This is a genomic window from Sphingobium sp. CECT 9361 (assembly GCF_918741285.1).
Taxonomy (GTDB): domain Bacteria; phylum Pseudomonadota; class Alphaproteobacteria; order Sphingomonadales; family Sphingomonadaceae; genus Sphingobium.
Genome location: NZ_CAKKNC010000028.1, coordinates 1 through 14,021 on the forward strand (window position 1 = coordinate 1; position 14,021 = coordinate 14,021).

The 14,021-nt window shown below is 62.1% G+C and carries 11 protein-coding genes and 2 pseudogenes; 3 read left to right on the forward strand and 10 right to left on the reverse strand.

Going from position 1 to position 14,021, the window contains the following annotated elements; all coding sequences use genetic code 11:
- Positions 1-102: 102 nt before the first annotated feature.
- The 7 genes and pseudogenes from LQ220_RS21980 to LQ220_RS22010 form a co-directional block, all read right to left on the reverse strand.
- Positions 103-945, reverse strand: coding sequence for an ArdC-like ssDNA-binding domain-containing protein (locus tag LQ220_RS21980; RefSeq protein WP_230190246.1), 843 nt, complete (start codon positions 943-945; stop codon positions 103-105).
- Positions 946-1,055: 110 nt separating this feature from the next.
- Positions 1,056-1,676 (reverse strand): annotated as a pseudogene (locus LQ220_RS21985) (ArdC-like ssDNA-binding domain-containing protein); the annotation flags it as partial.
- Between the two features lie 167 nt (positions 1,677-1,843).
- Positions 1,844-3,832 (reverse strand): annotated as a pseudogene (locus LQ220_RS21990) (ParB/RepB/Spo0J family partition protein).
- A 313-nt stretch (positions 3,833-4,145) separates the two neighbouring features.
- On the reverse strand, positions 4,146-5,582 hold the full coding sequence (locus LQ220_RS21995) for a DUF2235 domain-containing protein (RefSeq protein WP_230190248.1): 1,437 nt from the start codon (positions 5,580-5,582) through the stop codon (positions 4,146-4,148).
- Positions 5,583-5,628: 46 nt separating this feature from the next.
- Positions 5,629-6,771, reverse strand: a complete 1,143-nt coding sequence (locus LQ220_RS22000; protein ID WP_230190249.1) for an SAVED domain-containing protein — start codon at positions 6,769-6,771, stop codon at positions 5,629-5,631.
- Positions 6,764-7,213: a hypothetical protein gene (locus tag LQ220_RS22005; protein ID WP_230190250.1), complete on the reverse strand. Its 450-nt coding sequence runs from the start codon at positions 7,211-7,213 to the stop codon at positions 6,764-6,766. Before LQ220_RS22005 ends, LQ220_RS22000 begins: the two co-directional genes overlap by 8 nt.
- A gap of 2 nt (positions 7,214-7,215) precedes the next feature.
- Entirely contained in the window at positions 7,216-8,460 is a 1,245-nt protein-coding gene (locus LQ220_RS22010; RefSeq protein WP_230190251.1) for a nucleotidyltransferase, read from the reverse strand.
- 150 nt (positions 8,461-8,610) lie between these two features.
- On the opposite strand from LQ220_RS22010, the gene LQ220_RS22015 reads away from it, so the two are divergent.
- From LQ220_RS22015 to LQ220_RS22025, 3 genes are all read left to right on the forward strand, one after another.
- Positions 8,611-9,666, forward strand: coding sequence for an XRE family transcriptional regulator (locus LQ220_RS22015; protein WP_230190252.1), 1,056 nt, complete (start codon positions 8,611-8,613; stop codon positions 9,664-9,666).
- A 4-nt stretch (positions 9,667-9,670) separates the two neighbouring features.
- A complete protein-coding gene (locus LQ220_RS22020) occupies positions 9,671-10,162 on the forward strand; it encodes a hypothetical protein (RefSeq protein ID WP_230190253.1) in 492 nt (163 codons plus the stop codon).
- A 226-nt stretch (positions 10,163-10,388) separates the two neighbouring features.
- Entirely contained in the window at positions 10,389-10,901 is a 513-nt protein-coding gene (locus LQ220_RS22025; protein WP_230190254.1) for a hypothetical protein, read from the forward strand.
- A gap of 64 nt (positions 10,902-10,965) precedes the next feature.
- On the opposite strand, the gene LQ220_RS22030 is transcribed toward LQ220_RS22025, so the two are convergent.
- The 3 genes from LQ220_RS22030 to LQ220_RS22040 are packed head-to-tail and all read right to left on the reverse strand — an operon-like array spanning position 10,966 to position 13,900.
- Positions 10,966-11,700 (reverse strand): RES family NAD+ phosphorylase, encoded by a 735-nt coding sequence (locus LQ220_RS22030; RefSeq protein ID WP_230190255.1) that lies wholly within the window; start codon positions 11,698-11,700, stop codon positions 10,966-10,968.
- Entirely contained in the window at positions 11,697-12,110 is a 414-nt protein-coding gene (locus tag LQ220_RS22035) for an MbcA/ParS/Xre antitoxin family protein (RefSeq protein ID WP_230190256.1), read from the reverse strand. The genes LQ220_RS22030 and LQ220_RS22035 overlap by 4 nt, the downstream gene beginning before the upstream one ends.
- Before the next feature lie 53 nt (positions 12,111-12,163).
- The gene (locus tag LQ220_RS22040) at positions 12,164-13,900 is read right to left on the reverse strand and encodes a strawberry notch C-terminal domain-containing protein (protein WP_354958434.1); all 1,737 of its coding nucleotides are present in this window, start codon (positions 13,898-13,900) and stop codon (positions 12,164-12,166) included.
- Between the last annotated feature and the right edge of the window lie 121 nt (positions 13,901-14,021).

Sequence of the window (14,021 nt, forward strand, 5' to 3'; positions counted from 1 at the left end):
CTAGTCAAACGACCGCAGAGGTTCGTCGAGAAATAATGCGGAGCAAAGCCCGTCAGATAACGTCGCAATTCTGCGCATTTCATACACTGAAACCGCGTTCCTTCACATTATCGACACCTCGCGATTACTCAAGTTATGGCGAGGTGAGCATAAACCCAGCCAGGACGCGATGTACGCCGCATGGTCCGGCCGTGGATGGTGCGCGATACCGAGATCTGCCATGACCAAGGCGGCTCCCAGATCTGCGATGGCCTCCTCCGCTGCATATCTGTCCGATCCGAACCTGCCGGACAGATCACGGTCGCAGCGGGACGCCGCTCCTGTGGCATGCAGACCTTCATGGAAAAGCGTGCCATAATAAGCGGCAGGCTCCCTGAACTGTGCGAAGGGTGGCATTTGCACGCGATCTTCCGAAGGAATATAGTACGCCTCGTTGCCGCCATGCCGGCACTCAATGCCAAGGTTGCCCCAAAAGATATCGGCGTTCCGCATCCGCGCATCGTCGGACAGGAGATCGATGGTTGGTGGAGCATAACCCTCTACCTGCGCCTCGTTGAAAACGCTGTACCCCCGCGCAAACATGCGAGCGCGGCCACGCCCCTCCTGCTCGGAATCCCGGTCATCGGCATCCTCGCCGCGATCGTTGACCTTCCAGAAGACAATCGTGGTGGCCTGCTCGCCCTTGCGAACCTGGGCTCCCAGCGCTTGCCACTGACGATAGCTGGCCCAGCGTCCGGAACTGTAGCCTGCAGCCTGCGCCGCGATCCACAAGCTGAGAATGTTGGATCCCCGGTAAGCCTTGCCGGTGCCGGCGTTGATGGGGCGCGAGGTCGCTGATCCATCGTGATGCCACGGCATTGTCCACGAGCCCGCCCCTGCCTCGATGGCGGCAACGATCTCGTTGGTGACGCGCGTGTATATATCGGTGCGTTCTTTGCTGCGCATGATCAGGACTCCCGTCCTGAAATCGCACAGCAGGCCGTACGATGGTTGGGAAACAGCAGCGCGCAAAGGCCATCGACTGTCCTCGAAATGAGGACACTTGCGATGTTACATACCTCGTGGGCGAGCGTGGCGTAGTAGTGATCGAACCCGCCAAACAGGCTGACCGGCGGCATCGTGACGCGATCCGCAGTCGGTTCATAATAGGCTTCGCAGCCCTGATGACGCAAATTGACTGGGATGGCAGCGAAGAAGGCGTCGAGCTCGGCCTCGCGCCCTTCAGGCTCGACCAGTTCGAGCGTTGCGGCCGGATGGAAGCGCTCGGGCAGACCTTCGACCTGATCGGCATTGAAGACCGGATAGGCCCTCAGCACCCGGCGGGCTTCGTCGGTCTTTTCGCCGGTATCGGGGGCTTCCACCTCCTTGGTGTAGCTCTTGTAGAATATCGCGATGGTCGACTTCTCGCCCTTGCGGACCTGGGCTCCGAGCGATTTTGCCTGGTTGTAGGTCATCCAGAACGGCGAGGCGTAGCCGCACATGTCAGCGACCATCCACAGCCAGAACACGTTCATACCGCGGTACGGGATCCCGCAGGCCCGCAGGGGGCGGGAGACCGGGACACCGCGCCACGGCTTTATCCACGGCTTCGTGCCTGCTTCCAGACGGGCGATGATTTCCTGAGTGATGCGGGTGGCGGGCGACAAGCCGCCGCTCTGTCCCTTGCGATAGGCCATGATGGGTCTCCTGATTGAGGCATCTGGACAGTCGGCGACGGGCTCGCCGGTCAGTGCCACAAGGTCCCGAGCCCCCTCCGCTCTCCTTCCAAAAAGGAAGCGGCCCTCCGGCGTAAGCCGAAGGACCGCTTCTCGAGGTGCGAGTGACCGAGCCTGTCAGGAGGAGGTCAGGCGGCCAACTCGCGGGGGGACTGATCTTCGGTATCGTCACCGGGGTCAGCGTCGGTCGCGTCGATCTCGGCTTCGCCAGCCTCCGGGGCAGCGGAGGCAAACCGCAGGACCTCAGGCACCCAGGCCAGGGCCTTCTCGCGTACTTCGACCTCGGTGATGTAAGTGCCGGCGAAGACGCGTTCGGCACTCATCGCGAGGTCACCCTTCTTGACCGAGGCAAAGCGGGAGGAGAGCTCGAGACCGCCGACGTCGGTCAGCGCATCGAGGATCACCTGCTTCGACACCCGGTCGAAGTAGTTGGCTGCTGTCGGGCGCCACCACTGCGCCATGTCGATGCCGATCAGGCTGCCGAGGTGGTCCTGGAACGGCAGCTGACGCTCGCCCGCCATGTTGAGGCTCGCCTCGAGCGACCGGGCAACGACATAGCCTAGCCATGCGGCGCGGCTGTCATCGGGTAGCGCTCGGAACAGGTCGAAGCGGGACGTCGCATCGGTGCCCGCACGCCAGCTTTCGTCGAGACTGGACCTGAGCTCGGCGAGCGCGCTGCTGGCCGGAGCATCTTTGGCTTCGAAGCCGATGATCGGGCCTGCTGGAACAGGCGCGCGCAGCGTGGTCGCGGCCCGCGCCCGCCAGTCGTGCGTATCGGCATCAGCCAGCGTGAAGACCATGACGTCGAGCGCCAGCCCGGGATCAGAGGCAACATGCAGTGCCAGAACATCGCGGCGCTGCATGGCCAGTTCGTCGACCAGACGCTTGGACAAGGTGGCCCGGCGCCTGTCCGAACCGTCATCGCCCGGAATGACTTCGATCCCGCCGTCGGCTTCGGCGGGTTCAGCCTGACGCTCGCCGTAGAACACCGGCTGGAGAACCGGCGTGCCATCGCGCGAGAGCACCAGGATCATACCTGCTTCGGCCTTGAGTTCGGCCGCGATGACGGGCGGACGGGCCCGGATTTCCTGGCATTCGCGTTCGATGGCCTCGATTGCCGATTCGGCCGCCGCCACAGCCTCTTCGGCACTGTCTTCGTCTTAGAGGATCGCCGCATGTTCGTCATAGGAGGCATCGAGTTCGTCGAGCCTCGCCGTTTCGGCTTCGGTCAGCGGCGCCGGTTCGGCCGGAAGCCGGACCAGGCCTTCGACCAGATCGTGGCTGGCATAGGGATCGAGCGTAGGTTTGACCCAGGCGAGCCCCTGCTCGGCAGCGAGGGCTTTGGCCTGCTCTTCCATTTTCGTGGCGGCGAGGCTCTCGAGCAGCGCCACATCGACCCAGGATTCGCTGTCGTCGTTGTCGAACAGTTCGCGCTCGATCCGGCCGCCGGCGGCAATGTAGGCATCGCGGCCGACAAGGCGCGCTCGCGGATCGCTGCCCCGGACTGTGCCGGAGAGGACCATGCGCCGGATGCTGTCCGGATTGGGCGCGTAGTAGGCCGAGGAGACCTGCTCGAAAACGCGGGCCTGGATTTCCTGGTCGGAAGTCGCACCGAAGGCCTTGGCAATGTCGAGCGTGATTTCCCCGGAGGCCAGCGCCGCGAACACGACCGGGGCAAGTGTCGCGAGGCGCAGACGGCCTTCGACGAAGCGGACGGTCAGGCCGAAACGGCGGGCAACATCTTCGACAGTCGCACCGCCTGCGACAAGCGCCGCAAAGGCTTGGGCTTCGTCAGCCGGGTTCATGGCGAGGCGGTGGAAGTTCTCCGCGAGGCTGGTCTCGACCGCGGCTTCGGCACTGTCTTCGATCACGAGGCACGTGACTTCGTGATCGCGGGCGAGGAGCTTTTCGTCTGCGAGTGCAAGCATTGCGCGGCGCCGCCGTTCGCCGGCTTCGACCTCGAACTTGCCCTTCGCAGCGGGCCGAACAATGAGATTCTGCAAAAGCCCATGGGCAGCGATGCTGGCTTTGAGTTCGGCATCGGCAGCTCGATCAGTGTGACGGCGGACATTGCGGGGAGACTGAACGAGTTTGTTCAGCGGGATCGACTTGATCATGGGACACACTCCTGATTGTGAGCCCGGTGCATCGACCATCGACGCCCAGCTGGCTCAATCAGGGCAGAGCCCCCTCCACTCTATTGCTCGGTCGGGACAAATTTATCGGAAGCCAGTTTGAGAGATTGGCCGAGCCGTTCGGCCAAACGGGCTTGCCGGAATCAGGAAACGCATGGCGATAAGCTGCCATCGGCAAGGCCGGTGCTGGCACTTAGCATCTCCAAAGTTGGCGTTGACCTGACTCATAGATCATCTGAGCGTCCGTCCTTCAGTCATCTCCTCGATCGAACGGCACCGGACCGACCAACTGTTGTTACTTATAGAGGTGGCGGAAGCGTTCGTGACTTCGAAGTGCTTCGGGCCGATAGGGGCCCTCTCCGCCTTGCCTAACTACGCTTTCAAGCCCAAACCTTTCCTCGACGGACGGGTGAAGCGTGGCCGCCGCGATGGGATCGCGCAACTCCGCTTTCCAAGTTAGTCGCTGGGTCAAGCAACGCAGCAAGGCAGGTGTCCGCTGCCTTATCAAGTCGGCCATACCTGCAATCTCGTCGTGCTGAACACCGGCGGCCGAAGGAAAAATTCGCAGACGACTGTAATCGATGGCCAATGGGTCGGGAACCGATCGAGCCTCATTGATCATCCATTGCAAGGCGATGTCCGACAGGCGCGATTCTGGCTCCGGGTAGCTTCCGCCAATGTCCGAATGGTTGCCTGCGAACCACATCTGCACGAAAGGCTTGGCTTCACCGTCGATTTCGGGCCTGGTCTCAACGCCCTTGCCCGGGCCCCAGGGCAATCGCGGAAAGTCGGCGCGGTTCTCATCGATGGCGATTGCGTGGCGGGCATAGCTGACCGCTCGGCCCAGCAAGCGGTCGAAATACTTTCCGCTCCACTGCGCAACGTGAATGCTCGGGAAACGGCGGCCTTCAAGCGGGGGCCACATCACCTTCAGCGACGTGCGCAGATAGCGCCAAAGGGCATAGATAGCGAACAGGCCAGTCGCGACAAGGAACGACAAGCCCCAATCGAGCCCGAATACCCAGCGAAGGGCCATAGCGGTGATCGCTGCGGCGCCCACGATAAGCAAACCGAGGGCGAATATGAGCGCCAAGCGAAGCGGGCCTTTGGCACCGAGCGAAGCCACGGTATCGAAGACGCCGATAAAATAGGGCGCGACGTTCGCCTCGCCATCGTTGTCTGACCCATGCGCCAAGCGAAATCGACGACCGAGTTCCTCGCGCTCAATTTCGTATTTGGCGCGGTCCTGGCCGGCGCCATGCTCGGCAACCCGAAACACGGCGCGCTCAGCGATCTCGCGCGCGCCGAGACGAAATCGCGGCAGCTCGCCGTAGGGCGATTTCGTCGGGACGCCGCACAGCCTGATCACGTTGGCGAGGCTGCGCGCGGTGTAGGCCCCGCGGCTGAACCCAAATAGCCAGATGCGGTCGCCCGGCCGGTAGTGATTGATGATAAACTCGTAACAGTCGGCGATATTGGTGGTGATGCCGCGCCCCGTCACTGAAGACAGCAGCTTGGCGAACCAGCGCCAGATCGAGGTGAGACCCGAAGCCCCTGCTTCGGTACCAAGGCCTGGATCGTAAAAGGCCACCTGCTCGGTGGGATCGATCGTGCTGTCGGGACCGGGCCGCGTCGCGCGATACATCTTGAAGATGTTGCTCATCCGCTGTTCCGGCCGAACGCCTCCGTCCTGGCCGGTACCATCGGAATAGATCACGATATTCTTAGGCACCGGGGCGTTCCTTCCTTGGTACTTCGATGGGCTTCCGAGCGGCGCATCACACCGATCCTGGCTGACCGACCGTCAGCGCGTAGACAAAGCCGCTATCCCGCTGCTGATCATAGATTCGGAGTTCGGGATCGGCCTTAGGCATCCATACCCTGCCGGTTTCCACGGCAAGCGACGCCGGGAGGGCTGGAAACAGATGAACAACGACCCTGTCGCCGTGTCTGGCTTTGATCGCATCAAACAGTCGGCGCAGCGCCGTGCGATAGGCAGCCTGATCTTCTGGGCTGCGAACGATGTCGTTATGGGGAGCTTCGGCGCACAGGCTCCAGATCGCGGCATCGTTGCCGACGACACGCTCAATCCGATCATCGGTGATCGTCGCGCTCACGCCCAGCTTGAGGGCAACTACGCCGCTTCGCCCTGATGCCGGTTCGGTCGTCTGATAACGCACGCGCGCGCCGTCCCGCTGCCAGGTCCAAGTCGAAGGCTCACGGTGCCGCTGATGGACGACCATCGGTACGATATCGCAGAGCAAACGGCCGAGTTCGATGAGCAGCGGCTGCGGCGCCAAAGCGAACACGCTGAGATGGCGAATGTCCTGGCGCTCGATCCTACCGCCAACCCTTGCTGCGAAATTGCGCTGGAGGTTGGTCTGCTGCATGACCCAGAACGCCGGATCACTGTCGGCGAAAGCATGGCCGGTCATTTCCAGGTCGATCGTCTGCATGCTCGCTGGATGGTGATCGGGCGGCATGGCAGCGAAAATGGCCCGGGTTGAAACCAGCGCTTCGTTTGCGCCGATGCTGGCGCCGAACCGTAGCACATGCGAGGCCCGATCCATGTCGATCCCGGCGAGCATCGCGACGCGAGCCTCATGCTCGGCCTTCATTTCGACGAGAAGGGCCTCGGGATGATCGACCAGACTGTCGACATCGATAAGCTTGTGATGGACCGCGCACATCAGCATCAGATTGTCGAGGCTCTTAGCGAGTAGCGGCGACCTTATTGGATCACCGCGTGGTCCATCGGCGCTGTCCGCGATAATGTGCGCGATGAAGCCGAACAGTGCGTTCTCATTGCCGGAGATGAGATCGCCAACAAGGTCGTGATTGCATCCCCGGTACTGGCAGCGCCCGGCGGATCGCGCCCAGAGAGCGGACTGGACCTTTTGCGGAACTTTGGTCTTAGCCACAGGCCGCGTCCACATGGCGGCCGCTCGCCGTCCATTCGCCGGTAGCGCGCCAGCCTTCATAGGCGGCCAGCCATTCGATGGTCCAAGGGATCGTTGTTTCAGCAAGTAGGTCGGCAGGCGACCAATCGCCTGCCTCAGGGTCGAGGAGGCAAAGCGTTACTCCGCCGTCGGGTCCGTAATAGACGTGTGGCAACCGCCCTTCGCGGTCGCCCGGTCGCGGTCGGAGCTGTGGATTCAGGACCGAGACGCGTGGCTGCAAGCGGCGCGGGTCGAGATTTTCCATAAGCAGCGGCGCGCGGTAAAAGACGCCGACACGGTACGTCTGCAGAAGCGGGCGAACTGGCCCCTCCCAAGCCGCGGCATCTCCATTGCGCGCGACCATGGCGAAATCGGGCCAGATCGCCCGCATCGATTCAATCTGCGCTTCGATGCCGTGGATCATGCTCAGCGACGCTCACCCATGTTCGTGTGCGCCCTGGCGGCAACCGGCGCTAGCGCGCTTGCGCCGGTGATGATCGCAGGAGCTGCCGGCGTAAACAGGCCGCCTGTGCGCGTATAGCCATGCTGGCGCGCCTGTACCTGCTGGCCAAGGCGCTTGTTGAAAAGGTCAATCGAACGTGTGACGACACGCTGGCCAAACTGATCGCGCAGCCAATCCTGCAGGTCCTCGAGTTGCACGCCGCGCTCACGAGCCGTCTGAAGGCCATCGGCCAGGCCATGGAGCGCCCGGGCATAATGCTGCTGCTGCGACTGGTTTTCCGGCCAACGGTCGGTGAAGCGCTCCTCGAAAAACTCAGGATTGGCGACGTCGAGCAGCTTGTTCTGGCGCGCGGCCTGATCGATCGCACGCGCGGTCCAGCGCGCCTGGCGCATTACCATGTCTGCCAGCCCCATGCCCGGCACTGCGGCGTGACCAGCATGGCACGATAGCACGACCGAAGGCGGCATCCGGCCGGCACCATCTGCATAGAGAATGTTGCGATGGCGCTTGATGAGCTGGAGCGCGACGGTAGCCACGCTCTTGATCAGCAGCGGCGTCTGTTCCGGCACCTCCTCCACCTCGGCGGCATCGAAGGTAAATCCGTGCTTGGCGTAGAGCTCGCGGTTTAGCGCTAGCGCGAAACGCTCTTCGATCGGCGTCCGATCATTGTACCAGGCGCAAAAACCATAAGCGTTCATCGGCACGTAGCGGTGCTCTTGTGGCTTGCCCTTCTTGGCATGGGCGATGACGCCCTCCTTTTCTTTAAGGGCGAGCCGCCGCGCTGGCGTCACGTCGAGGTGCATGCCGTCCGCGTAATAGAGGGTGATGCAGCGTGTCTTGCGCTCGATCCGCGAGACCGGATAGCCATTCAGTGCGGCCTCGAGAAGATCGAGGAGTTCCTCCGGCCCCTCGTTGCCGCCGATGATTTCCACGACCGCGTCGAGGTCATATTCGTCGTCGGTGCCGCGCGTCGAAATCGTTGCGTCGATGGCCATCGACCCTTGCGGATAGAAGCTCGACACCCGTCCTTCGAGCGGGCTGCCGGGACGATCGATATACCGGCAGACCGCCCCGTATCTATCGACCGCCAGGGCATGGAGACCAGGCGGCAACTGCAGATTGAGCGCAATTTCGGCTAGGATCGCATCAAGAGGATCCCCGAACGGATCATTCGGCCTGCCGTCGCCGCGAAAGATATTTGAGGCCATCCGTGAAACTCCGGTTTACAAATTTTCGCTACACTGCCACCACGAAACCACATCTGGGGCCGTCTTGATGGTGTTTCAAGGGGTATCGGTTTACAAAAATGCCACTATATCGATTTTTTGTAAACCAAAGAGACGAAAGGTAGCCAAGCCATGATCGGCACGAGATTGAAGCTCGCCCGCGCATCCTCAGGATTGTCGCTGCGCGACCTCGCCGAGCGCATGGGCAACGTCGTCAGTGCGCAGGCGATCGGAAAATATGAGCGGAACGAGGATATGCCGGGTTCGCGCGCACTGATGGCGCTTGCGACGGCGCTGGGGATCAGCGAATCCTATCTGCTCAGCGATGAGGAGCTGACGCTCGAAGGCGTCGATTTTCGCAAGAAGCGCACCGCCAAGGAAGAGGCGACGATCGAGGCGCAGACGCTACAGCTGCTCGAGCGCTATCTCGCGGTAGAGGATATGCTCGGTCTCAAAAGCGTCGAATGGGAGCAGCCGCGTAGCGCGCCCTATCCGCTGCAGGACGTTCGCGATGCCGAAGATGCAGCCCGCTCAGTGCGCGAGGAATGGGGGCTCGGCCATGACCCAGTGCCAAAGCTCGCCGAACTGCTGGAGGAACGGGGTATCAAAGTGCTCTCGATCGATCTTGAAGACATCGACGGTCTTGCAGCGCGGGTAATGCGCAAGGAGCGTGACGCGGCGCGCGTGATCGTAGTGCGCAAAGACATCTGGTCTGAGCGCAAGCGCTTCACTCTCGCGCATGAGCTTGGCCACATGGTGATGACGCCCGGGGCAGGGGTCGACGATGAAAGCGCCGCCAACCGCTTTGCCGGCGCCTTCCTGATGCCGGCCGATGTCGTGCGCGCCGAGGTCGGCGCACAGCGCTCGGCCATCAGCATCGGTGAGCTTGTGGCGATCAAGGAGCGGTTCGGCGTAAGCGTCCAGGCAATCGCTTATCGCTGTCTTGACCTCGGCATTATCGATAGGAAGGCCTTCTCGTTGCTTTTCAAGGAATTCACGAAGCGCGGGTGGCGCAAGAAACCTTTCGAGGAACCCGCACGCATCCCGCCCGAATATGAGGAGCCTAAGCGTTTCGAGCGGCTTTGCTACCGCGCGCTGGCCGAAGGCGTGATCGGCGAGAGCCGCGCCGCCGAGATGCTCGGGATCACCTTGCAGGCGCTAGACAAGCGTTTAGCCGAGGCGGCGTGAACGCGTGCCGTTTCTCGTTTCGGACACTTCGGTCATCATAGACCTTGATCGCGGCGATCTGCTCGAAGCCGCATTCAAGCTCGATGACAGCCTGGTAGTCCCTGATCTCCTTTTCGAACGCGAGCTTGATGCCGAATTCGGCGCGCGGCTTCGCGCACTTGGCGTCATCATCGAATCCCTCGATGGCAATGAAGTCCGCCGCGCGACGCAGCTGCGCCGCGCCGAGGAACGACTGTCCGTAGCCGATACTTTCGCTTTCGCCTTGGCGCAGGGGCGGCAATGGACGCTTCTGACCGGCGATGGCGTGCTCCGGTCTGTCGCGGAAGCGGCAGGGGTCGCCGTCCATGGCGTTCTGTGGATATTCGACCGCATCGAGACAGCCGGCATATGTGATGCCGCAACATTGCATGGCTGCCTGTCGAAGACTGCAGCCCATCCCCGTTGTCGCTTGCCGCGCAGAGAAATTGAGCTTCGCCTCAAGCGCTATGCGAACTGAGCCTCTGACGGCCTGTGCCAATTCCGGGTTAGCCGAAGGCTCGGCCGAAACCGAACAGGCCGACCCCACCCCGCTGCCGTCGCCGACCTGTGCTGATTGTATGACGGCGTTTGACGAGCCAATTTTGACCCGGCAATGACCGCATAACGACGGTACTTGCCCTCTCTGGGGCGAGGTCGGCAGCACCAATGGACTCGCTCAGCACCGAACACTATCCTTCGTTGCGATGTTCAACCTCCATTGCACGAAGAAGCTTATCTATCGGATCAAACCGGAAGTCGCTGTGCCTGGGCAAAGCGACACGGCGCTGGGCAACTGGTACGCCACCGCTCTGTTCTGGAAGCCGCAATTAGCTTTGCTGGTTTCTGAGCGCACGCTTCTTCCCGTGCTGATGCCGCTGGCTCCAGCGGCCACGCTCGCTCGACGCTTCCCGGCGCAGCTGGCGCTGGTCCTGAAAGAGCACGGTGCCCCAAGCGAATTCATTGCGCAGGAAGTCTGGCGGATGGACAAGGTCCAGTACGCGAAAACTTCAAACCGGAGCGTCGTGGGCATCCTCAATGAGTTCGTTAAGCAGGCCGAATTCTGGCTGGCTGCCTATGCCTATGAGAAGGGTGATGATGACGACCTCTTGGCGATTTCCGCCAAGCTTGCGGAGACACCTTGTAGCCCGCTGTACAAGGGCCCCGTTTCGCCAGACAAAGCCCTTCATGAACTCGTGAAGGCTGGCACGCAGGCATGAGCCTGCTGGCCGTCAATAGCCTCGGAAATCCTCCAGAACTCAGCTGGAAGCGGAGGCTATGCGGTCAGACGGGATCGATAGGCAAATCGACAATCCGGAAGACAGCGCCCGATCCCGCATCACGGACCAGATCAACCCGCGCGCCATCCCAGTGATAGTCGAGGTGCCGTCCCTGTAGGGGGTTTGACGCGCAGTCCGGGTAGAAGAGCGCAACGCATTCCCCACCGGGGTGCCGGATGCTCGGGTATGCAATCCCGTTCGATCCCGCGCCCCTGAGGTGCCGAGAGACTGCTTGGGAAGCCGCGTAGCTGTCGGGGTCGAGCGCCGGAACCGGCTCCCCCGCCTGAGGTCGGAGATCATGCAAGTCTGCGTCGACTGCCATGATGATTTCCCGGAACTGCGAGGTCCATCCAGCCCCTTCCTTTGTCCGTGCCATGAAGCGGGCATGATGGTGGATCGTCTCGAACAGTGCGGTTTCAAATCGGTCCCCAACGTAGAGCACGCCGTAGCTGCCATCTGTAAAGCGGCTCGATCGATCGGTGCTAACGTGGGTGAATGGCGCCATGAGGTAAGAGGCACCATTGCCGCCGACGCGGCGGTCAACCGGAACGAGGTCGAGGTTACCAATAGTCGCCATGATGCGTGGATTGGTCTTCTGCTCTGCTGAGATGAGCAGCGGCCAGTCCGCGGGATCAGCGATATCCTCGAACAAATCGATGGGCGGAAAGGCACTGCGGATGATCCGAACAGCGCCCTTCCACTCAACTCGAGAAACCGCGATATGCGCCGCTCCGCTCACCACCCACCACGTTCGGCGTCGAGGTAGCGCCGCACCCGCATGATGTCGGTGAGCTCGCCTCCCAGCATTACGTCGAGCGCACTGGCTCCGCCGAACACATGATTAGCCGCCCTGATCCAGGCATACCCGCGGGTAGCCTCCGTGAAGATGATCCGGAGCGACTTATGGATGCCCATGAGGTTGGACAGCCGAGCGCGGCCATCGCGCGAAACGCGCCCAGGCCCTTCCGCCTTCCATCGCCGATAGGATCGAACCGGCATGTCAAGCAGCGTTGCCGCCTGCTCGTCGGTCAGATTCCATTTGCCGAACAGATTGAGGACTGCCCGGAACATGGCCGCTGCCTCGCCCTGGGTAATCGGATCGGGCCGGAACGCGGTTACGGCAGTATCAACGGGTTGTAGAGCCAGCATGGCAGTTCTCCATATGGCACTATATATGCCTTATGATGCCATTTGGCAAGGAGCTATGCCTTTGACGCCAATCTCGCAATCACGCCCGCCGCACCCTCGATCGGCACGAAGAGCCGGGTCTGGTATCGTATGATCTCGGTGAAGCAGCCTTGAGCTTTGTACCAGTCGAGGCGTGCCGCACTCCATCCCGTAAGCTCAATTCGCTGTGAGCCATTGACCAGGCTGCGTTTGACCATGAGCTTCTCGCGGGCCGCGAACTCCGTGGCCCTGCCCGTCGCCAGGACGGTCTGAACAACTTCATCAGCAGAGAGCGTTTGTTCCCGTTCCAGACCAAGCGCCCGGCACAGTTCGGGCACGCAGTGGACGGGAACCTCGCGGCCGAGGAGCGAACGGCCATCCGCCGCTGAGATGCGGCTCACCCTCACGAAGTCCGCAGGGAGCTTGTCCCAGACCGGAAGCAGGAGGCCCGTCGCGAGATAGAGGCGCTCGCGTTTGTGGCTGGAACGGGCTTCTTCGACCTCGGTCGCCCAGGAATTTTGAAAATCGTCGAGGGAGACATCCTCCCAGCTGCTCTCCGCCAGCTGATCTTCAGTGATGTGGCTGCGCTTGAGCGGACGCAGCAATTCGAAGCGGGTCAAGCGCGTGCCGTCATCGGCAAGAATACTGCGAGCAGGGATCAGCAGGGCGACCCGACCTGAGCGGGCGTTCCGAACCGGTCGCTGCCGCTGCCCGGCAAGCCCGTGAAGCTCCTCAAGGCGCTTCAGGGTGAGCGGCTTCAAGGCTCTGGCGATTTCCAGTTCCAGCAGGTGGGTGGTCGCTCCTGAAGCCGGATCTGTTCGCAGCAACGTGTCGGACAGGACCGCGAAGTCCTCGACTGCGATGGTCTCGAGGCCGAGGTCGAGCGTGCCGGCCTGCCGGGCGGCATCGATGCGCGCTTCGACCAGCCCCATGAACTCGTCGAAGATCGCGTTCTGCAGGGCTATGGGAAGCGCAAGAATGCGGTTGAGCCACCGCTGGATCGACGGCAGGTCATCAACCATCGAACCATCTGGCGCTTCGATCCGGAGACCTGTCAGCTCCTGAAAGCGCCCGAGACTGACGGCTTCGAGCTTGCCGGTGAACAACAGGCCGAACCAGCGATGGAGCGCCTCCTTGGCGTAGATGCTTTCGAGATTGTCGGCCGGATCGAAGAGGTTCTGGCCACCGGTCTGGCGCTGCCCGCGCGTCAGAGCTCCCAGGCTGTCGAGGCGGCGGGCGATCGTCGAAATGAACCGCCGCTCGCCGCGCACATCGGTGGTCACGGGCCGGAACAACGGAGCCGATGACTGGTTGGTGCGATTGGTGCGGCCAAGCCCCTGGATTGCGGCGTCAGCCCGCCAGCCTGGCTCGAGCAGGAAGTGGACGCGGCGGGCCTGGTTCCTCGCGGCCAGATCGGCATGGTAGCTGCGCCCCGTTCCCCCGGCATCGGAGAACACCAGGATACGCTTGGCGCCGTCCATGAAGGCCTGGGTTTCAGCGACATTGGCGCGCGGCGACCGCGTTTGGAGCTTCTGACGACCATCTCGGCCGACGATGAGCCGACGCGTGCGACCGGTGACTTCGGCCACTTGGTCAACGCCGAAGCGTTCGATGATGGCATCAAGCGCCGTTGCGATCGGCGGCAGGGCACAGAGCTGCTCGATCATCCGGTCGCGTGCGGCGAGTGCGGAGCGGCACAGTACCGGTGCGCCGTGCTCATCACTCATCGGCTCGGAGCGAGGAACGCCGTTTTCGTCCGTAAACACCGCCATCAGGCGGACAGGAAAGCTCTTGGCAAGATAGTCGATCACATATTCTTTGCAGTCGCAGTTTATGTCGAGCGCGGCGGCAGGAGGCGCAGGTTTCCTTCGGTTTTCCATGATTTCACTCCAG

Bases quoted from the DNA above. Each gene is read 5' to 3' on its own strand.
- LQ220_RS22010 (WP_230190251.1), bottom strand. From the start codon at position 8,460: ATGGCCTCAAATATCTTTCGCGGCGACGGCAGGCCGAATGATCCGTTC.
- LQ220_RS22040 (WP_354958434.1), bottom strand. From the start codon at position 13,900: ATGGCGGTGTTTACGGACGAAAACGGCGTTCCTCGCTCCGAGCCGATG.
- LQ220_RS22035 (WP_230190256.1), bottom strand. From the start codon at position 12,110: ATGCTGGCTCTACAACCCGTTGATACTGCCGTAACCGCGTTCCGGCCC.
- LQ220_RS22015 (WP_230190252.1), top strand. From the start codon at position 8,611: ATGATCGGCACGAGATTGAAGCTCGCCCGCGCATCCTCAGGATTGTCG.
- LQ220_RS22005 (WP_230190250.1), bottom strand. From the start codon at position 7,213: ATGATCCACGGCATCGAAGCGCAGATTGAATCGATGCGGGCGATCTGG.
- LQ220_RS22025 (WP_230190254.1), top strand. From the start codon at position 10,389: ATGTTCAACCTCCATTGCACGAAGAAGCTTATCTATCGGATCAAACCG.
- LQ220_RS21980 (WP_230190246.1), bottom strand. From the start codon at position 945: ATGCGCAGCAAAGAACGCACCGATATATACACGCGCGTCACCAACGAG.